The 21,033-nt window shown below is 60.8% G+C and carries 11 protein-coding genes and 1 pseudogene; all 12 read right to left on the bottom strand.

Translation table 11 applies throughout. The features are described 5' to 3' along the window. Positions 1–3: 3 nt before the first annotated feature. The 12 genes and pseudogenes from PLJ71_16440 to PLJ71_16385 all read right to left on the bottom strand — a co-directional run bounded on the left by PLJ71_16440 (position 4) and on the right by PLJ71_16385 (position 21,033). Positions 4–564, bottom strand: coding sequence for a prepilin-type N-terminal cleavage/methylation domain-containing protein (locus PLJ71_16440; protein HQM50277.1), 561 nt, complete (start codon positions 562–564; stop codon positions 4–6). After that, positions 561–1,415, bottom strand: a complete 855-nt coding sequence (locus PLJ71_16435; GenBank protein ID HQM50276.1) for a type II secretion system protein — start codon at positions 1,413–1,415, stop codon at positions 561–563. Before PLJ71_16435 ends, PLJ71_16440 begins: the two co-directional genes overlap by 4 nt. Before the next feature lie 11 nt (positions 1,416–1,426). Further along, the gene (gene gspG, locus PLJ71_16430) at positions 1,427–1,873 is read right to left on the bottom strand and encodes a type II secretion system major pseudopilin GspG (GenBank protein ID HQM50275.1); all 447 of its coding nucleotides are present in this window, start codon (positions 1,871–1,873) and stop codon (positions 1,427–1,429) included. A gap of 13 nt (positions 1,874–1,886) precedes the next feature. Next, positions 1,887–3,104, bottom strand: coding sequence for a type II secretion system inner membrane protein GspF (gene gspF, locus PLJ71_16425; protein HQM50274.1), 1,218 nt, complete (start codon positions 3,102–3,104; stop codon positions 1,887–1,889). Between the two features lie 25 nt (positions 3,105–3,129). Next, positions 3,130–4,869: a type II secretion system ATPase GspE gene (gene gspE, locus PLJ71_16420; GenBank protein ID HQM50273.1), complete on the bottom strand. Its 1,740-nt coding sequence runs from the start codon at positions 4,867–4,869 to the stop codon at positions 3,130–3,132. Next, positions 4,866–7,481 (bottom strand): type II secretion system secretin GspD, encoded by a 2,616-nt coding sequence (gene gspD, locus PLJ71_16415; GenBank protein HQM50272.1) that lies wholly within the window; start codon positions 7,479–7,481, stop codon positions 4,866–4,868. The genes gspE and gspD overlap by 4 nt, the downstream gene beginning before the upstream one ends. Before the next feature lie 91 nt (positions 7,482–7,572). Continuing rightward, positions 7,573–8,472, bottom strand: a complete 900-nt coding sequence (locus PLJ71_16410) for a type II secretion system protein N (protein ID HQM50271.1) — start codon at positions 8,470–8,472, stop codon at positions 7,573–7,575. A 337-nt stretch (positions 8,473–8,809) separates the two neighbouring features. Continuing rightward, positions 8,810–11,245: a hypothetical protein gene (locus tag PLJ71_16405; GenBank protein ID HQM50270.1), complete on the bottom strand. Its 2,436-nt coding sequence runs from the start codon at positions 11,243–11,245 to the stop codon at positions 8,810–8,812. 64 nt (positions 11,246–11,309) lie between these two features. Further along, positions 11,310–17,255, bottom strand: coding sequence for a PKD domain-containing protein (locus PLJ71_16400; GenBank protein HQM50269.1), 5,946 nt, complete (start codon positions 17,253–17,255; stop codon positions 11,310–11,312). A 500-nt stretch (positions 17,256–17,755) separates the two neighbouring features. After that, complete coding sequence (locus PLJ71_16395; protein HQM50268.1) at positions 17,756–19,807, bottom strand: transglycosylase SLT domain-containing protein; 2,052 nt, start codon at positions 19,805–19,807, stop codon at positions 17,756–17,758. A 24-nt stretch (positions 19,808–19,831) separates the two neighbouring features. Then, entirely contained in the window at positions 19,832–20,233 is a 402-nt protein-coding gene (locus PLJ71_16390) for a photosystem P840 reaction-center cytochrome c-551 (protein ID HQM50267.1), read from the bottom strand. Positions 20,234–20,595: 362 nt separating this feature from the next. Beyond that, a pseudogene (locus tag PLJ71_16385) lies at positions 20,596–21,033 on the bottom strand (GxxExxY protein).

The raw sequence follows: 21,033 nt of genomic DNA, 5'->3' as shown, positions 1-21,033 counted from the left end.
CCGTCATCGCTTTCTACTTGAAGCGGCTTGCGAAGCGCGCGAGGATATGTCACTGAGGTTGATGCCCGAGGTTCCGCTTGGCGAGGCGCCCCTATTCGTGTTTGTGTTTGTGTTTATGTTTGTGTTTGTGTTTCTGTTCGTGCCCGTGCTCGTGCTGCCCGTGCGCGGATCGTAAAGCATGAAGACAATCTCATGCTTCTCGCCCTCGGGGTCTTTGACCGTCACCAATACCTCGTACAGCAAGATATTGCCTTCGCCGAGCTGTTGCGCGTCGAACGTATACGTATAGTCCGGAAACCGTTCGCCGAAATCGCCGTCCCCTGCAGGATTGCCGGCAAGCACCTCCGTCTCGGCGCGGCCCACGGCCTCGGAAAGAAAGTTGCGTATGGTGACTTGCTCGCGCGCCGAATCATACAGGCGCAACGCGCGAAAATGGGTCTCGAGCAGGATGAACATCACCCCGCCCAGCACGGCGAGCGCCACGACGATTTCGATCAACGTGAAACCGCTGTCATGTCGTGACGGCCGACGCCGCTCCCGCCTCTGCTCAACAGTACCGCTCAAAGCGACTCCTCTTTCCCTTCATAAATGTGGGCGCTGCCCGTTATGGCGTCCCAGACGACGGTGAAGTACTCATCTTCCTTCTCGCCCTTCAAGTACACCTGCACGGGCTCGGCCAAACCCAAGGGCGTCACGTCGACTTCGACCAGGCCGCTGCTGATGTCCGACGTGCCCACGCGCACGCTCTCGATCGTCACCCCTTCGGGCATGCGCGTCCGCTCCAGGAGCGATGTCTTCACCTCATCGACGCTGTCCTCGTCTTCCTCGTCATCGAGTTTGAATTCTTTGCCCTCAAACAAGTTACCCACTTCGCTCAGTATGCCCTCATGTTTCACGTTTCGGGCCTTGGATTGCAGCGCCATGGTGGCGAATCGATCGAACCGTTCCTGCAAAAGGCGCGCCTGCTCGGCCATGTCTTCTTGCGAGCCGGGAACGTACAAGGCGGCATTCTGGTCCTGCGCCCGCTGGCCCGCGGACGTGCCTTGTGTCGGGCCGAACGTGCCGCCGTCGAACATGCCCTCCTCGTTTTCTTTCAACTCGTACTCGGTGAACCAGCGGACGGTCCAGTATTGCTGCGGCTGGCCTTCCTCGGGGCTCAAATTGATGCGGACCGTAAGCCGTTCGTGGGCGATAACCGCGTGGGCCATTGCCGCGCGCCCGTAGCTCGCCATATGCCGCGCCGCCCCCTCGAGATTGCTGAAGAGGATCGACGGCATGAACTGGGGGATCGCTATGGCCATGATCAGCCCCGCAATGGCAATCACCACGGAGAGCTCAACCAGCGTATAGCCGTTCCCCGCCGCGCGAACGCCCGGCACACCCGGCACCATCTCGTTTGGGCGAGGGCACGTCACAGGGGGCCGTCCTATTGCCCTTCGCCTTGAAGGTTCCAACTCATGATGTCCGCGTTGTATCCCGTACCGCCCTTCTGACCATCGGCGCCGTAGCTGATGATCTCGAAATCATGCCCTTCGGCGCCGGGCGACGTATACACGTACGGGTTGCCCCAAGGGTCCTTCGGCACAGCATCGCTATCGAGAAACTTCTTGCTCTTCTCGTTGTTGATGAGGGCTTCGAGCCCCTCGCTGGTGCTCGGGAACTTCTTGAGCTCCAGCTTGTACTGGGTCAGGGCAGTCTTGAAATGCGAGATCTGCGCCTTGGCGGTGTTGACGTGGGCCTCATCCGCCACTTCCAGAAAGCGCGGCGCGACGAGGGCCGCCAGCAACCCGAGGATCACGATGACGACCATCAACTCGACCAGCGTAAACCCGGCCTCTTGCCGTCTTCTTTCCGTGCGTTTACGAGAGTTCATTTTGCGGCCCTCCTCAGGCAAACGTGCTGCTAATCGTGAGAATCGGAAGCAGCATCGCAATCACGAGAAACCCTACAAACAGGCCCATCACCAGGATGATGACCGGCTCCAGCAGACTCACCAGGGCGTCCACGGCCATGTTCACTTCTTCATCGTACGTGTCGGCGGTCTTCAACAGCATGGCCGGCAGCTCGCCGCTGCGTTGGCCAAGCTCGACCATGTGCACCAGCATCGGAGGAAACATGCCCGAGTCGCGCAGCGGTTCGGAAAGGTTGCGCCCCCGGCGCACCTGGGTCTTCACATCGTCCATGATCTGTTCGGCCTGCCGGTTCTGCAGAACCGTCTTCACCACCTCGAGAGCGTTCAGCATCGTCAACCCGCTCTCGAGCATCGAGCCCAGCGTCCGCGAAAACCGGCCGCACACCACCTTCAAATACAAATCGCCGACGTAGGGCACCCATATCTTGAACCGGTCCCACTGCAAGCGCCCTTCAGGCCGTTTAACCCACCCGCGCCACGTGAAATAGCCGGCCGCCAACATCAGCAGCATCGCCCACCACCAACCGTAAACGATATCGCACGTGAACAGCAATGCCTTCGTAATCCCGGGAAGCTCGACCTTCTGCCGGGCAAAAGTACCCACGATCTGGGGAACAACGACCATCATCAGAAAGACAATCACACCAACGCTCACGAAAGCCATCAGCACCGGATACGCAAGGGCCGACACCACCCGCGCGCGCAGACGAACGTTGCGCTCCAGAAGCTCGGCCAAACGCATCAGAACCGCCTCGAGCGCCCCGCTGGCCTCTCCCGCGCGCACCATGTTCGTGTACAGCAAGTTGAATACTCGGGGGTGCTGCGACATCGCGTCCGCGAGCGTCATGCCCTCGTTCACGCGGTCGCGCACTTCAAAAATCACTTTCTTCAACCGCGGGTTGCTGGTCTGATCGAGCAAGGCGCTTAGTGCCTCGACAAGCGACATCCCGGCTTCAACCAGCACCGCGAGCTGCCGCGTCATCAGGGCAACATCGCGCCCTTTGATACGGCTGAACGAGCCCGCCACCACGTCCGTCGTGACAACCGTCTTCTCGGTTGACTCGCGAACACTGGTCGGGAACAGCTCCTGCTCGCGCAGCTTGCGCCGTGCCGCCGCGGGCGAATCCGCATCGATTACGCCCCGTACCGACTTGCCGGATTCCGCGATCGCCTCGTAGTCGAAGACCGCCATTGCGCCTAACTGCCGCCTCCATGTTTCATGCAATTACGCCCTCGAGCAGATCATCGCGCGTGACGCGAAGAACCTCCTCGATAGTGGAAATGCCCGCGCGCACCTTCGCCGCGCCGTCCGCCCGCAACGTCCGCATCCCTTCTTTGACCGCTTCGCGCTTGATGACGTTCGAGTCCACACCTTTCAGGGTCAGGTCCTGGATCTGGGGGGTCATGACAAGGAGTTCAAAAATGCCAATACGGCCGTAATACCCGCGCTGCTGGCACTTTTCGCAACCCACGCCGCGGAAGGATGTCAGGCCCTTGGCGTCCTCGGGCCGGATCCCGAGCTCGACCCAGCTTTCGGCCTCAGGCTCGTATTCCTCCCTGCAATTCGGGCAGATGCGGCGCACCAGGCGCTGCGCCATAATCGCAATGGTGGACGAACTGACCAGAAACGGCTCAATGCCCATGTTCACCAGACGCGTGACGGCGCCGGCGCTGTCGTTCGTGTGCAGCGTCGAAAACACCAGGTGGCCCGTCAACGAGGCCTGCACCGCCATCTCCGCGGTTTCGTGGTCGCGAATCTCGCCCACGAGGATGATGTCCGGGTCCTGGCGCAGGATCTCGCGCAAGGCGGCCGCGAAATTCAGCCCGATGCGCTCGCGCACCTGGATCTGCCCGATGCCCGGCATCTGGTACTCGATGGGATCCTCGACCGTGATGATGTTCTTGTCCGGCGAGTTTACCCGCTGGAGCCCCGCATACAACGTGGTCGATTTGCCCGACCCCGTCGGACCCGTCACAAGGATAATCCCGTGCGAACTCATGATGAGCCGGTCGAACATCGCATAATCCTGCTTCGAAAGCCCCAGCTCCTCCAGCCCGAACAGAAACGTGCCTTTCTCGAGAATACGCATGACCACGCGCTCGCCGAAGGCCACCGGAATCACCGAAACGCGAATATCGATTTCTTTGCCGCTCAGCCTGATCTTGATGCGGCCGCCCTGCGGCAGGCGGTGTTCGGCGATGTTCATGTTCGCCATGATCTTCACGCGCGAGATAACCGCCGCCTGCTGCGACTTCGGCACCGTCAGCTTCTCGTAGAGCACGCCGTCTATGCGGTAACGGACGCGGACGTCCCGCTCGAACGGCTCGAGATGGATGTCAGACGCGCGCTCCCGAATGGCCCCCGTGATCAATAAGTTGATAAGCTTGATGATCGGCGCCTCGTTCGCGAGGTCCAACAGGTCGCGTTCAGAAGCCTCGAGCGAATCCAGCGTGTGAATCTCGCCGGCTTCCCCTTCCGTGAGCATGATGTCGTCGATCATCTCGGCGGCATTCTCGCCTTGCTGATCGAAATACGAATCCAACACGCGCTGAATATCGTCGCCACGGCACAAAATCGGCGCCACGGGCCCGCCCAACAGCAGCCGCAGATCGTCAAGCGGCAGAAGGTTCACCGGATCATTCAGAGCCACGCAGTATACTGCGCCATCCTGCTTGAAAGGCACCATGCGGTATTCACGGATGAAGTTGATTGGCACCTTTGTGGTCAGCGAAGAGGTGATCTGCTTCGTCATATCCCGTTCAAAGGGAATGTCGAACTGCGCGCTCAGCGCCTCCAGCAATTGGTCCTCTTCGCAATACCCCAAGTCCAGGAGGATCTGACCGAGGCGTTTCGGGCGAATCCGCTGCAATTCCAACGCCTCGTCCACCTGTTCCTGGTGAATATGCCCCAGTTCGACGAGAATCTCACCGATTTTGGCGCTGCGTTTTGGACTCATTCGGTGCCCCGTTTGATGTCGCCGCGGCTGAAGGTGTCTTCGGGCCGGGCCCTCTCCCTGCGGTCCTGGGTAGGCCGGTAGTCGTTGCGCATGTACCCGCGTTTCTTGACGCGCTTGATGAAGCCCTTTTCAAAGACCACATCGACATTCGCGGAGTCGAACTGGTCCAGCCGGTACTTCGTTACACGATCCGTGTCGACGCCTTCCTTCATAATGTACGGCGTCACCAGGATCACCAGGTTTCGCTTGGCCCGCTTATTGCTCTTCGTCCGGAACAGCCAGCCCACACCGGGCAAGTCGCCCAGATACGGCGGCTGGCGAACGGAACGGTCGGTTGCTTCCCTGATCAGGCCGCCCAGAACGCCCGTCGAGCCATCCTTGATCACCGTCTCGGTCTTCACATTGGATTTCGACAGCGTCGGGCCCACGATATTCACGTCGGCGCCGACCGAACTCTGAATCACTTCCGAGACCTCGACCTCGAGTTCCATCGACACGTAGTCGCCCTCGCTGATTTGGGGGGTAACCATGAGCTTGATGCCCACGTCCTCACGCTCGACCCGGCTGTACACGCTGGCGCCGATGGCCGATTGATCCAGCGAACGGGAACTGCCCGTGATAAAGGGCACTTCCTGGCCCACGACCACCTCAGCTTCCACGTTGTCTTTCGTCGTCAAACCCGGCTGGGCCAAGACGTTCACTTCCGTTATGGACTCCAGCGTCGTAAGCAGCAGAGGAATATTCGGCACTTCCTGCGTGACAAACCCGCCGGCGCCGTCCGATACGGTCAGTTCCGTGGTGCCATCAATGACACCCGCCAGAACACCGCCCCCGCCGACCGCGGACAGAGGGCCCTCCGTAAGAACCGTTGCCAGGGTCACCACGTTGTTCAACCCGAAGCCGTCTTCGCCGTCGATACCCGCGGCCTCGACGGAAAGGTCGAAGTTGTCGTTGATGGTCACCTCCATGATCACCGCATCCACGTGCACCTGCCTTGGCGGCACATCCAGCTGCGCGATAAGTTCTCGAATCACCCGGTAATCTTGAGGCGAGGCCACCACCAGCAGCGAGTTGTTCTGCTCATAGCTTGTGATCTGGACCTTCTTTTCGAAGGGCTGAATCTCAGCGGTGGCGGCCGGAGCCCCTTGCTGTTGGCCCTCGGTGCGCGGCGTCAGGCCGACTACGGTGTTCAGAGCCTCCTCGATATCCTTCGCGGTTGCATTCAGCAGTTCATACACGTGCAGATTGTCCGATTCGTAGTCCGTCTGCGTATCGAGCAGCTCGACCAAGTCGCGAACCTGTTCCATCAGCGGGGCGCTTGCAATGACGATCAACGCGTTCAAGCGTTCGTCCGAGACGATCCGCAGCGTCTCTTGATGAGCGACCACCGTCGAACCTTGGCGGCCGGGTACGGCAGGCCGGGCTGGCTGCCGCGGCGCGGGGACCGGGGTCGGCCGGGCTGGCCGCTCGGCGGCAGGCGCCGCGCCTCCCGCCTCGACTCCCAGAATATCCTGAATCTGCGTGGCCAGGACTTCCGCGCGGGCGTACTCGAGCGCGAACACTTCCATCTCCGTCTCGTAACCCGGAACGTCGACCTCCTGGATAAACCGCAGCATGTTACGAATGCCGTCGGCGGTGTCCGTGATGATCAGCATGTTGGTCTTTTCGTACACGCTCACGATCGCCGTCTGCGAGCCGAGCTGCTCGAGCAAGGCCTGCAAGTCAGACGCGGTCGCATAGGTAACGGGTATGATATGAGTCTCGACCCTGTCGTAGCCCTCGGGCTCCTGCCGCCCGATCACCAGCGGGCTCTTCTCGATAAACTGCCCCGATTGCACAATGCGTACCAAATGCCCGTCGAGCACCTCGACCATGTCGTATCCCCGCATCTGAAGGATAGAGCCGAGAATGTCGTAGGCCATGGCAGCAGGAATGGGCGCATGCGAGATCAGTGTTACCTTCATTTGCGCCAGCTGGGGATCGATATCAAAGTTCTTGCCGGTTTGCGCGCCGATGATCTTGATCACATCCAACAGGTTTTCTTCCTCGAAATCGAGGGTCAACAGCACGTCTCCATCCGCGCTTAGCATCGTGCCGGATGGAGCATCCGACTTGGGACGGTACGGATCAAGCGGGATCTCCGGCTTGGGCTTGCCGCTGGGAGTCAAGTCCTCAGGGTTGACGCGTTCAGGGTTCCCCGAGTTCCCGGCGGAACGCGGCACCGACGGACGCGGCGGTTTGCGCACCGGCAGACCTTCCCGGCCGGTTGGTCCCGCTTGTGCCCCCGCCGGCGCACTTCCTGCGTCCGGCTTTTCCGCTTGTGCTTCGGGAGGCGCGGTTTGGGCGTCCGAAGTTTCCGCTTGGGCCTCGGCGGGCGCGGTTTGAGCGTCCGGCGTTTCCGCTTGGGCCTCGGCGGGTGCGGTCTGAGCGTCCGATGTTTCCGCTTGGGCCTCGGCGGGCGCGGTTTGAGTGTCCGCCGTTTCCGCTTGCGTTTCGGCCGGCACGCCTTCTGCTTCCACTGTTTTGTCTTGCGCTCGGACCGGCGCGGTCAGCACCAGCAGCGCAATTCCAAGGCACATCCATGCCCCCGTGGTTACCCAACCGTACTTCACCGATTTTCCTTCCCGTCGTTTGTCAGCATGTCTTTGCATAGGAAATACCGGCCTTCCCGCGCCAGGCGGGAGAAAGCCATCCCCCTTTGCTTCATTCCAGTTTTATGGTACGCGTGATGGTTTTCCCGTTGCGCTCCACTTTCAAGTGAAAAACACTCAGGTCCCGAAATTTCTCGGCGATCTCAACGATCTTCTCCTGGCTGTCGATCGAGATGCCATTTATCGAGGTAATCACATCGTTGTCCGCAAGGCCGACTTTCTGGGCCAGCGGCACCTTTCCCAAGACCGGCGAGGTGATACCCCTCACCTTGCCGTCGGTACCCGTCTTCATCTGCGGCTTCAACTCGGTCACGAGGCGGGTCATGTCGCTCGCCACTTCCATGATCTCTTTACGGTTTACGACGACAGGACTGCCTTCCTCGAACGACCCGGACGCCGTGCGCGCGCCCGCAACTCCCGCCGCGGGCGCCGCGCCCGTCTCTTCCTTTTCGTCCATCGAGAGGATCTCGCGCTGGTTTTCCTTCTTGTTGAGCAGGACGACCTCACGCTTATGCACCTCTTCGAGGATCACATCTGAGAGCACCGGCTCGCCGAGGTAGAAGGTATCCTCGACATTGGTTTGGGTATTCTTTATGCCGGCGCTCGCTAGAGGGTCTTTCGAGGAGGTGGCGGCTGTACCCAACAATTTCAGGGGGAGCTTCGTAACCGTCGTAGTAGGCTCGGAAACCGTTTCCCCGGCTGCTGGCTCCAAAGATTTTTCCCTCGAGGCGGGTCCGAAGAGACCGTTTTCCGTGATCACACCGTAGTCCGCGCCCTTGCCCACCTTCGCCACTTCGAGTTGTGGAACCGACCCGGGCGCTACAGCGGTTTCAATGGCGCGCTGCGGCTGGAAAATGGCGGAAAACGCTTGATAGGCCACCAACAAGAGCAGCAGCACGAGCGCCAAGTCCAGTAAGACGAAGATTTTACGAACTAATAATCCTCGGAGCATCGTTGACTTTCCCGGGTCCGCCTACATCGTGCACATTAAAGAGACCAATACTCTTGGCGGCCGCCTTTTCCGCGAGGCACGGCTCACCTCTCCACACCTTACTCTTCTATAAAACGGCCGCCGCCTGCCTGAGGTTGACGCAAACGCCCGTCGAACTGAATTGCGCAGCCCCTCGCATCCTGCGAACGCCTATCAATCATATACAAACCCGGGGAGCGGGTCAAAGGGTCTGGCGGCGCCTTCACCCGCCCGAACCGCTGACCCTATATCCTACACGAAAAACTCCCGGAAACCTGAGCTTCCGGGAGTTCGAGCACCCGATTGGCGTGTGCAGAGGTCATTCCCCCTCTTTGGGGACCTCCTCTTCGGCTTTCTGCTGCTTGTCCATTTCGCGAAGATAGTCTTTAAACGCTTCCAGTTCAACACGTTGGGCGACTTTCTGGCCGCCGTCCTTTTCACTCTTCCCGGAATTGCCCGGCGCAGCGGCTTGAGGGCCGCAAACCACATATTTCTCACCGTTCAGGGGGTCGGTCTGGACCAGGAGTTTCCCGCGCTCGCCGCATACCACCGCCGGGCCTCTCCGCTTCTCTGTCTGGAGAAACAGCAGCACTTCCTCGCCCTCTTTAAATTCAGCCAAATCGGTGGCGTAACGCAGAACCGGCCCAACACGCCCGCCCGGCTGCCGCAAAACGAATTGGCCGCCTTTGTTCAAGTGGCCCTTTACGTTGTCTTCGGTTCGAATAGTGATGTCGGTCACAATGACGTTTTCTTTGATGTAGTAGCTCTCGACCGCCTCGACCGTGCCGACCAGCACGTTGTCCGCGGCCTTCACCATTTCCTCATCCGACATATAAAGGAGCGAGGCATGAGCCGAGCCGCCCGCCAACAGCAGGCCCGCCAAAACCAGGATTCCGGCAGCCTGCCGGCTCAGACGCCAGCGCCGATACTCGAACGCAACGCCCAACACCAACAGCGCCGCCGCTGCCACAAGCAGCATCTCCGCGCGGGCATATACCCATTCCACCCCGGCGAAGACGCCGCGCGCAACTCCCAGAGCCCGCGGATGGCTCGAAAGATACTGCGCAATGGGAGGCGCCGTTTGATAGTACGCATCCATCACAGCGGTTCCTATGGCTGAATTCAACAGGATTTGATCCCGCACATTTCTCAAAAACTTCGGCGTCTGGACCATCGACGCAGTGGTCGGAACCACCACGTTGAGCCAGCATACGTCGTTACGCGCGCCGAACATCGGCGTCGTACCCGGCAACATCGTGCTCAGTGACTTGCCGGTGGTGGCGCTCACCACCTGCCCGCTCAGCATGTTGAAGATCAGCGGCGTCCCTTGCTCCCGGCTTTCGATCCCGAGAAGATTCTGCGTCTCGTTGAACACCTCGGAAGGAAACGCCGTAATAAAACTGAATGCACTGGGACCAAACAACACGTGGGTTGAGTCAAAATCCTCCGGTGTATAACCGGTCGGCGAACTCAAGCCATTGAGAGGGTTGCTCGTGAACACGTAGGTCGCATCGAATGTCACCCCCTTAATGGTCTCGTGTTGTTTCAACAGGTTGATCATCTTGAAATAACCCGAGAACGATTCCTGGTTCTGGTAAAGCCCCGCCATTGTGCTGAACATCGGCACCCGGCGGGTCCCAACGTTGCTGTCCGCATCGCTCCACGCAATCACGTGCGCGCCAGGCAGGGGAGCCGACGGAAAATCAAGCCGGGTCTGCGAACGCACTTCCTGGTCCAACTCGAAATACCGCGACTGTGAGCCGCGCGGATACAGGTAGGACACGCCGGCCATATCGTCCGGCGCAAGGTCCGACATCCCCCCCTTGTACTTGCCGTCCCCGAGATCGGTCGCGAAGTAGATGGGGTACATGGTCGGCGTTACGCCCACCTGCTCGAGTTGGCCCGCCGAATTGCGTTGCGCATAGACGCGCTGCTCGAGCTCCGCCACCAGGCCCGTATTGGCGGTGTCGTCCAAGAAGTCGGAGAAATTGTTGAGCGGCGTATGGGCCAGGCCGATCGAGTGGCCGACTTCGTGCACATGCGTCGCCAGGAGTTCGCACATCGCCGGGATCGTCTGGGTGGTGATGTTGCCGCCTCCCGTGTCGACCTCGACCGTCCTCTCGCGGTGCATCGCACCGCTGTACACAATGTCGCACTCGACGATCTGACCGCCGCTTACCGGAACACTCATGCCGGTCCCGACCATCTCGACGACAGTGTCTTCAAGCACTATCGTGAACAGCGTAACCCCCAAGACGCCCGCCGGCAGCGTCTCCTCTCCGGGGTCTTCCACGGCGACGTAATTGATCATGTCGATTGCCGTGAGACCCTCGCCAATCACGTAGTCGCTGTCGCCAATGGGGCGCGTGTAGAGGGGCTCGGTTACCGGATTGGTGAAATAGAAGGCGGCATAGGATGTCGGCACGTCTTCCCACACCTGGAACCCTTGTTTGAGGGTCGCCTGCTCTTTTTCGGTCCATCCGGTCGTCTCTTGAATCGTAATCAGATGCCCTTCTTCGTCGTAGGCCGGATACTCCCGCGTGATCTCCCCCTCGAAGGTCCAGCGGACGCCCTCGTCCGTGCCCACATCGCCGTCGCGGTTGGTATCAAGGTAATCAAGCGGCCATGTCATGAACCGGAGCTGCTGATTCACCTCGGTAAAGCCGCCGAACGGAAAGAACGCGTAGGCGTGACCCGCCATCAAGAGGCACACGGCAGCCACTGTAAGCATTGCCATCGGGGCTCTCACGCTCACCTTGAATTCTCCTTTCGCACAGTTCGGGCGCGCCCCCCAGAGCGCGCCGTCAGCCGCCGATCTTTTACCGCATTTCGCGCACCGGCGTCCTTCCCGCACGGCGGCGAACCCCATACACGCCCAACGCAGCAGACAGGAACAGCACACCCATCGTCTTCCACGGCGACGCAATGGCGTGGGCCGTCGGCGTCAACACCCCACGCACCAGAGCCGCAAGCATGGGATGCCGCGCCACCGCTGCCGCAACGGGCGGGCTGACCTGATAATACATGTCCACAAACGCTGTCCCCGCCGTGGTCCGCAACAACACCTCGTCGCGGAACCGGCGCAGCACGGCCAGTTCTTCAGCCGAATCCGTGCCGTACGCCGCCGTGGCAATAAAGCACACCCTCGGCGTAAGGGGCAGGTTCTTGTATATAAAGGCGTCCAGCTTCGTCGTTGACAGTTGCGTCGTCTTGTTGCGCACGGTCACGTCAAGGGTACCCGTCTGGCCCAATCCCGCGCCCGGGAAGGAAACGTCAATCCGGGTCATCGTCCACGAGGCCACCGGCATGAAGGTCTGCCCGAAAAAGACCTCCGGATCATCGAAATTCTCCCCGAAGATCGCAACGGGGAAATCGTCGCTCGTACCGGTCTCCGGCGATAACGATGAAATCTTCGGCGCGTTCACGTCCGGCGGGACGGAAACCAGCGTAAACATGTCCGTGCGGCTGCTCTGCTTTCCGGTGATCGGATTCACCACCGTCAGCACGATGGGATCCTGCTCAATGAGTGACCCGCCCGGAATCGTCACGGCGATTTCCGTATCCTCGGCGGCATCTATCACCAGCGAAATGCCCGCCACCGTCACGGAAGGCGACGTGCCAAACCCGCGCCCGTAAATCACGAACGACAGACCGTTATCCGGTATGATCTGCGGCAACCGGTCGGTAGAAACCGCGCTGATCACCACGTCCGTAGGTCCAACCACGCGCTCGGCAGCCTTGATGATAGCCGTACGCACGGCTTTGTTAGACTGGAACCGGATGAAGTTGAACCCGCTATTGTCCGGGATCCCCGTCGTGGGCATGTCCGAGCCCGGGAAATCCGCCTCATTGAACACCGTGACAAAGCCCAACGCCCGCGCGCCCCACGGGAATTCGCTGAAGATGTCGAATTCGCCGCGTTGGGCCGCCGGCGGCGGCGGGAACGTATCCGGGTCCGGCTCGGTGGGCGTGTTGGGACCCCATCCCACAATGGCGACGCGGAAATCGTCATCCAAATCCATGCGCTCGGTCGCACGCACCACGATGAAGAAGTCCGCCCCGGCATCGGGATGGTCGGCGCCCGTGCCGATCGAATCCTGAATCCATTGGCGGTTATTGGCTTGCTCCGCCATCGGGCGCGGGAAGTTGTCGGTTCCCGGTCTCGAGAACACGAACAGCACTTGCGTCGACGGCTCGCCCACCGCGCCAATCTGGTACGGCGCATAGTCCAGCGACAGCGGAATATCGATTTCCGCGTCAAACTGGCCGTTCGTATTGCCCGGATGCGCGTCGTTATCGCGGTAGATAGCCACACCGCTCACGGTCTGGTCGATGCTCAGCGGCAACAAGTCGTTCTGAATCGTGAACTCACCGTCGCCCCCCTCGTCGTACAACTCGACGATCACCTGTTCGAGGAACGTGGGATTGCTCACCACCCGCCATTGCCCGTCTGCCGGTTCACCCGCCATCAGCGTCAAGCGGTTGCTGGTGTTGCCCGTAATCTTGAAACTCTTGTACTGCGAATCCACGAGATAGTGATTGACGAACTCGCCGTTCGCCCAGGCGGCCTCGGCTACGACAAAGGACTGTGGGCCGCCGAGCCCGTCCGCTCCGGACGCTTTGGTCTGGTCAGGACGGTTGGTGGATGCGTCGATGCCCAGCACCGGCACAGGAGTTCCATCCTGGAAAATGGACTGCCCCGAGCCCGTGAAATCCTCCACCTGGCACGAAATGTTGGCTTCCATCATCTCGTGATAATACCATCCTTCGATGGGGTCCTCTTCCGGGTGGATCTTTGCCAAGGCCTGCGGCGATACCACGTTGCTCGGCGAGAACTGAAGGCCCGCCTGCCGGTCCTGGACCGTACGGGTCGGCAGCGTTGCGGGAATGAATACCTTGAACGGCTCGAGACGGCTTATCGTATCCGAGGTCTGCACGACCACGAACAGGTCGTCGCCCGAACTGCCCGCCTGCGGCAACGCTTTGGCTTCCGCGGCAGCGGCGTCGGCTTGCGCTTTCACTTCATCCTTGTAAACGCGCACCGGCCGCTTGGCCCAATGCGCGTCGCCTTCGACTTCTTCCAAAACAGCCGGCGCGGCGTCTTGCTTCGCCGATTTCTGAACACGTATGGAACGCGCACGCGCGGCTCCGGCGTCCTTCATATTCTCGACGGGCTGTCTCTCGACTGCTTCGCCGCTCTTCAACATCGTATCGTGAATGGGCGTCGTGTACCGCGGACCGCCCTCGTCGGTATCTGGCACAGACCATGCAGTCTTCGGGCGCAACCGCAATACCCATGCGCGGTCCTTGCTGTCAACATCGCCATCCCCGTCGATATCGTCGGCGTTCCCGTCGCCATCCAAGTCGACCGGTTCGGGTTCGGGCCGCCACAGCAGATTCCGCAGCGGAACCGGCGCGTCACTGCCAAATTCGCTGTTGAAAATCGAATCGCTGTCAGAGTCCTCGAAAAGCAGCACCCCGGACTCGCTGTCCTCGCCGTCCAGGTCAAGAGGCAGCAGATCGCTGGGCGTGAAATCCGGGCCCCAGAAGGCGATGGTGAGCTGCTCGAGCTGAAGCCGGTTGTACCGGTTGACCACCGGGTCGTTTGAACCGGCGATATTGATGCCCAGCAAAGCCGTCGGCTTGCTGTTCGAGTCGATATGCTGTTTCAGAATCCGCGCGCGCCGGTTGGCGAGCGGCCAATCCGTAAGTCTGGGGTATTCATCCGGTGCGACCACCCTCGGCCACGTATCGAAACTGGGCCGTTCGGGCTGCGCGGGAGGATTCGGGTACACCAGCGAGCGGGGTCCTAACGGCATCGCATCGAAATTCGGCTGATAGAACGGTACGCTCTCGAACGAATGCTGGTAGAAGGGCAGCAGGTCCTCGTCCGCGGGGCCTTCGGTGACCACGCCGTCCGGAACTGCGTATACCCAGCTTCCCCAGTAGAACCGCCCATCGTTCAGGCCAAAGGGATCCAGCCACTGCTGCCACACAAGACCCTCATAGATAGGATCCCAGACATAGTTCATGTCCGTGAGCGTGGCATACTTGCTGTTGCTCTCATACGTCAGTGCCAGGCAATGGACATCGAATCCCACGCGCACAGGCTTCGCGGTTGTGCGGTCCGAGGTCCGCTCGTGCCACCATGGCTCGTGTTCGAGCAAAAGCGGCTCGTTTTGCCAGATATTGTACGCGTAATGCACCGACGGGGAATCATCACGGTACCCCCACGGCGTCTGCATGGCGTCAAAATACATGCCGCCGTCCCAGCTTCCGCTGCCGCCGGCAAAACTATCGAGAAGCAAGGGATTGAAGCGCCGGGGCTCGATAAACACGCGATAGTCTCTTCCCAACGTCATGCCGACGCCGTCGGGAGGCATATTGGAGAGGTCAAAATAGCCGCTGTCCGGCTTGGCCACCACGAAATAGTCATACCGTGTGTCATGGGTGCCGGGGTCCGGATAATCGGGTATCGCCTCGAGAAACCCGAGGTCCGGGCCCTCGCGCGAGCCGCCGCCCATAACCAGGCGCACTTTCCACCACGGCGAGCCGCCACCCGGCGGGAACGGGATGTACTCCCACTCCGGCGGATAGAAGTTGAAGTCGCCGCTGGCTTTGCCATCGCCCTTGGGGCCCGTGGTGTACCGATAGCGGATCTTGCCGCCCGACTTCGCCTCGCCGCCGCCTGATTCCGTATCGGCGACGAGCACATAACTATTGGACAACATGGGATAATCGACGAACGAGACCCCTTGACCATCCGTTTCCGGCACGGGCGGGTCGAAGATGCCATTGTTGTTGCTATCGGCGAAGACCCACAGGCCGTTGAAGGAGAAGTCGTCGGCCACCGCCAGATTGGTGACAATCTCCCCTCCTTCGATCAGCGCGTTGTATGTGAAATCGTCGAATTCCTCGATGGGATTGAGCCGGTTCACGCCCTGCGGATCGTACGGATCGCCGCGGACATCGCTCACGATAAGGTTGATCTCTTTGAACGCCACGAACTCACCGGTATCCGACCAGCCCCCGTGACCGGTGCGGCTGTCAGACGTGGCGGGCGGATTCCCCGCGTGCGCGTCGATCGCCACCATCTGAATCCAGCCCTCGAGCGCATGAAGTTTGCGCAAATCGAGCCATTCGCCGGTCACAAAATCAAACGCGTTATCGAACGCGCCGCCGGGAACGTCCCATCGGGGGCGCACGTACTCCTGTATCGGCGTATACATCCGGTGCGGCCAGTACCAGGCGTTGCCGTCCCCCGAACCCCGGAACGTATCGAAAAGGCCGCTGGTGGCGTCTTCCACTCTGAATTGCGACAGGTACGTCGACTCGGAATCGAACGGCAGGTCCTCGTGGGCCGGGTCATAATCGTCAACCAACTCCCCCTGGTCGTTAACCGGAGCTTCGCCAAACCCGTCAACCATCAGGTAGTCGTCGACGTAAAAACTCAACTCCTGCATGGTGACCCACGTGGCGCTGGTCCGCACGCAAAGTATCCACGAGTCGCCCGAATCATCGTCATACAGTTCGCTGCGGAATTGCGGATACGCGTCGATGACATTGCCCGGGAGAGTGCCCCCCTCACTCCAAACCCGGTATCTGAGACCAAGGCGGTCCCCGCCGACGAACGCGACGCGCGCATTGGGGCTGGCGGCGGGGTAGGTCGGCCCTTCGCGGGGATCGTATGGAACGCCGGTCACGTTGTCTACGACCGTTCCGTCCGCCAAAAAGCGCAACACAAGCTGTTCATCTTCTTCCAGTAAATTGTGCGTGCCGCCCGCGGGGATCGGTTTCTCCTTGAAGAACCCGAACTCAAGGATATCCGACTGGACCAAGACCGGCCCGTTGTTATCATCCGTGTCCGGGCTGATGGTGAAGGTCAGCGGTCTGCTGGCACTCAGCACGCGGTCGTTTGTCAGGTCGGGAAGCGATCCTTTGGGCGTGGCGCCGCCGAGGCTCTTGCTTTCCGGCGGCTTGGCGCTGATCATCTCGAAACTGAACACGGGCATCCAGTCGTGCAACGGCAGCAGCGCCTGCTGGTGGCGACTCTCCTCCGTTTCGTCACCGGTAATCGTATCGCGCAGAATGAAGCTCGCCGCGTTGCGCTGTTCCTCGGTGCCCGGCTGCGTGATGGTGAGCACGCGCGAAAAGCTCATTGTCGTGCTGTCCGACCATGTGACAGTTAACGTAACGGTAAAGACCGCGGTCTGGGCCTCCGTCTCGAACACGTGCGCAACAATCGGGCCGCCCTGGAGAGGCGTGCCGTCGCCAAAGTTCCAGCTCCAGGCCACGGCGGGGTCCTTGCCATATCCGCCCACGCTGGTGTCCACGAACACGTAGGCCCCTTCCGGAAGGACCGCCGGCAACTCAATGCCCAGCACGTCGCCGATGTCTTCCGGGATCGCGTAGATGAAATCCACGAACGGCGTGTTGACCACCTCGATGTAGTCCGGCTTGGTTTGCGTGAAATAGCCCGCGCCGCCTACGGTCAAGGTCACGTCGTACGTTCCGAGATTGGTGTAAGCATGGGTCACCGGGTCGGCGGTGGGCAGAGGTCCCAGGGGCTCCCCGTCCCCGAAATTCCATTCCCATGATACAGGGCTATCGACATCCGACAGGTCGTAGAACGTTATGACCCGGCCCCGTTCCGCGCGCCGGCGGTCCGAGATGAAATCTACGCCCTGCGCATCGGCCAGCGGCGCGATTATCGCAACAAGCAACAGCGCGGCTACCAGCCTGACTTTCGTAAGTGGCAGTGTCATACTCACCGTGAAGTTCCTCCGCCGGACATTAAAAAAGCCCCCGGATCGCACCCATCCCAGGAGCATACACATTTCTTGCCAAAAAAGCGAACATTGCACGCACAGGCGCGCTCGGGAACGCCACCGGAACGCTGACCGGTTTCCCCTCTGTGGGCACTACCTTCTGCACAGCTCCTTATCAACTCCTGCGCCGCGGCCCACCGCACCTGCAGGTACCGAAGGCAGGTTTACCTACCCGCCAGCGTCACCGGCGCCGTCTCTTACGTCCCCGCGCCTTCGGCGTCTCCCATCAAATTGGCAAGACGCACGCTGTTACCTGCCCAACACGCAATTTAGTTTATAGCATACTCTTAGAGGCCTGTCAACAAACAAGTTGGCGCAATTGAAGCAAATTCATACGGTTAAACAGTACTGGCTCTTTTCGTATCGCTGCAGGATTCTCCAAATCTGTAAACAAATAATGGGAGCGGCGCGCCCGTCAATCTGTCCTCCACGAGGGGCTACTTAGGCAATTCCGCATTATTTCCGGCTGAATACAGCGAATGATACGCTCCGTAATTGCCGAGAACTCTTTTTACAAAGTGACGAGTTTCGACGAACGGGATAACCTCCAAGAACACTTCCGGCGGCGTGTTCGGATGCTGTTTGAGCCATTTGGACACGTTTCCGGGTCCGGCGTTGTACGAGGCCAACGCGTACATCACATTGCCGTTCGAGCGCTCGAGCATCCGCACCAGGTAATATGCGCCCAGCCGCAGTGAATTGGCGGGATACATCAAATGCTCGGCGTGGTCGCGTGAAACCGCCGGTTCTACCGTTTCGAGCCACTGCGCGGTTCCGGGCATCAGTTGCATGACTCCTGTTGCCCCCGCTCCGGAAACGGCGTTCGCCCGGAAAAAACTCTCCTGACGTCCGACCGCCAGAATGAGAAAGGGATCGAGGCCGGTCTCGACGGCGAGCGCGTTCACATCCTCCCAATAAGCGCAGGGAAACTGGACCCGCCGCCAGCGCGGAGCATAGAGGTCCCGTTCGGCCTCCGATTTGCGCAACCCGATCAGCCAAAACGCGATGCCGGGCATTCCGGCGGCGGCGACTGTCTCATACACCGCTTCCGGAGGTTCGGGGTCCGCGCTCGCAAGCACCACCGCTTCCCACTCTCCCTCCTCAAGTCCATGTGACCCAAAGAACATGATGCGTGCCAGCCCGGCGTCTTCGCTACCCGGCTTCCCGGGCGCGGTCTTATCATCATGGGCGAACGGCCGCACGAACGAATCGCGCCCGCAAACGCGCAGGGAGGGTCCCGCCTTCACGGGATTGTCGTGGCCCATCTCATGCAACCGCTCAAGCGCTCTATGCACGTAAAAGTTGCCCAGGTCGCCTTGGGCCGCCAGTTCGTAGTCCGCGGCCGCGCCCTTTTTGTCGCGGGCCCGCTCGCGCAAGTCCCCGCGGAGATAAGCGGCATCAGCGGCAAACCGGCTGCCGGGATACCCTTCGAGAAGCCGCCCGTAGCTCGCGATAGCCTCGGCGTTCCTGCCGATATCGCTGTAGAGCTTTCCTGCCAGAAGCAGGGCGTCGTCCGCGCGTGCGTCTTTCGGAAAACGGTCCGCCAACCACGAATAATACCGTGCAGCTTCTTCCTCGCGGCTCCGGCTCGCCTCGGCAAACCGCCACAGCGCTTCCGCCGCTTCCTCGGAATCCGGATACGCCGTCAACAGGGTTTCAAGAACGGTATTGGCGGCTTCGCGGTCTCCGCCCGCCAGCAGGCTGCGCGCGAGATGCATCAGCGACAAACGCGCCCATTGGGTGTCCGGCTGCGTCCGCGCGAGAGTATCGAGGAGCGCCCGGCCCTGCTTGGCCTCCTTAAGCCCGATGAGGACGCGCCCCCGGAGATAGGCCCAGCCCGCATCGCCGGCCTCCCCCCCATTCGGTTGAGGAAGCAGCTTCGAGGCGTCCGTGTATGCGCCCGATTTCACCATGGCGTATGCCGCCTCGAACCGGTCCGCCAGCTCCGGCGATTCCGCCAACACCTTCGCCGCGTCGAGCCGCGTCCGCGAAGAAACGGCCTCCGCGCACAAGGTCCGGCAGAACGGAAACGCCTTGTCCCTGGCCGCGGGAAGTTCGGCGAAGCACTGGACCCCCAGCCAGCGGTAGCGGTCCTGCCACGACGGCGGCATGGGCTGGGCAAGAATCCGAACATACGCGTTGGAGGCTTCTTCGAAACGTCTTTCGAGACGCAGGGATTCCGCCATCTCGGCCAGAGCCATGCCCACCCACGGGCCCCGCGGATACGCCTCGAGCAACGCCTGGTAGTCCTCGATTGCCTCGGCGCGCTCGCCGCCGCGCGACCTACAGCGCGCAACGCCCATCAGCGCATAAGGCGCCAGCGCACCTCCCGCCTTGAGGCACTCCTGGTGCGCCGTCAGCGCCTCGCCGTATTTGGCCAGGCGTTCAAAATGACGGGCCTCGAGATAGGCCTCTTCACCCGGCAATGCCCCTGCGGCCGCGCTCAACACGAGCGCAAGGGCCTGACACGTCGAAAAAAACACCATCATGGGAAGGTTATGCGGTGCTCCCGGTCATTTTCCGTACTTCGCCTCCAGATAAGCAACGATGGTCTTGTGGTCCTCGGGCGAAACCTTCGCCCCCTTCTCTTCAACCATCCGCTTGACCACCGCGGCCCACGGCTGCGCCTTGAGTTCCTCCTTCGGGTAGCTCTCAACCTTGTCGGTCTTGTGGCAAGTCGTGCAGGCGCTTACGAAAAGCGCCTCCGCGACAGCCATGTCCACAGCGGGTTCCTCCGAAGCAGGCGCCTCGGGAGGCGGCTGGTCAGCGGGTTGCGGGACCGCGGCGGAGTCGTGCCCGGGCGCCGAGGGCGGCGCTGGGCGCTCGGGCCGCTGCTTCCCCCCCTCGGGGTTGCAGCCTGCCCCCAAGAGCACAACCATTACCCAGATGAATACACACACTGTTCGCGCGCGCATAATACGTCTCCCCGTTTTCCCGCAGGTGAAGCGGTCCGCCACTGTTCTTCGACAGACGTCCCTTACAATACCCAAAGCCGCTCCGGGTTTCCACCGCGGACCCGGAGTGCGAGGAGAGAAAAGGTCCTGTCGGGGACAGCGTCTTGCCCTACCGGGTTTCGCCGGGGTTCTCAGTGCCGGCATAAGACCCACCGGACGAACGCACCCGTACGACATAATACGGGTCCCATCGGTCCCGCAGGTCCCATTCTCGCTGCGAGACGTCGTAGCGATTACCCGGATCGTGGCGTAAAGAGAGCCCCGCCCTCGAAAAACCGAGACGCGCGCCCACCCAAATCGGATAACACGACGATTGGGGAAACTCACACAGAGGCACAAAGGACGCGGAGGATAGGGAGCACCCGCCGAAGCGAAATCTGCTCAATGTCTCCGTTTATGATGCGGGAAATGCCGTCCCTCATCAACGCCTTGCCGAAGTTGAGTAGATGGCCGAGTCTGATACCCGTCAACCGCAGATAGGCCAGCACCTGCTTACGGTGCGCGTTTGTGACCTCCTCCGCGGATTTGAGTTCCACAAGAACGGTTATCCTCCACGATGGGGTCTGCACGAAACCCTTCGTCGAACCGGAGCCCGCGAAGCTCGATGGGGATGAGAATTTGCCGTGCCGCGCGCAGACCCCGGGCCTCCAAATCGCGTGCAAGAACCGCTTCGTACACTGTGTCCAAGAGCCCGGGACCCGTCTCTCGATGAAGCGCCACCGCGCAAGCCACAATGATGCTTCCTATCTCATTCTTTTTCG

The sequence above is a fragment of the Candidatus Hydrogenedentota bacterium genome (assembly GCA_035416745.1).
Lineage (GTDB): Bacteria > Hydrogenedentota > Hydrogenedentia > Hydrogenedentales > SLHB01 > UBA2224.
The sequence above is the reverse complement of the archived record's forward strand: the minus strand, read 5'-3'. Positions and strand labels throughout refer to the sequence as shown.